This is a genomic window from Photobacterium sp. DNB22_13_2, assembly GCF_052873915.1.
Window position 1 is genome coordinate 1 of sequence record NZ_JBNNXU010000261.1, and the last position, 242, is coordinate 242.

The 242-nt window shown below is 66.1% G+C and carries 1 protein-coding gene; it reads left to right on the forward strand.

All coding sequences use genetic code 11. From position 1 onward, the window contains the following. A partial coding sequence (locus tag ACVA58_RS28585; protein ID WP_446513605.1) for a hypothetical protein occupies window positions 1–242 on the forward strand: 242 nt, incomplete at both ends.

Here is a 242-nt window from a genome sequence, read left to right on the forward strand (position 1 = left end):
CGCCTTTCCTGCTGACGGCCGCCCTGGGCGTCGCGGCAGTCGTGCTGATGCTGCTCTATATCCCAGAGACCATGCCCCAGGCGCGCCGGCAGCGCAGCGCGTTCGTGACGTTCCGCAATTACCCGATGCTGCTGCGTCAGCCGCGCTTCTGGACGTACGCGCTCAACCTGTGCGTCGCCTATGCGGCCTACCTCGGCTATCTGGCGGCGTCACCCGTGATTCTTGAACACATGGGGCTGGGG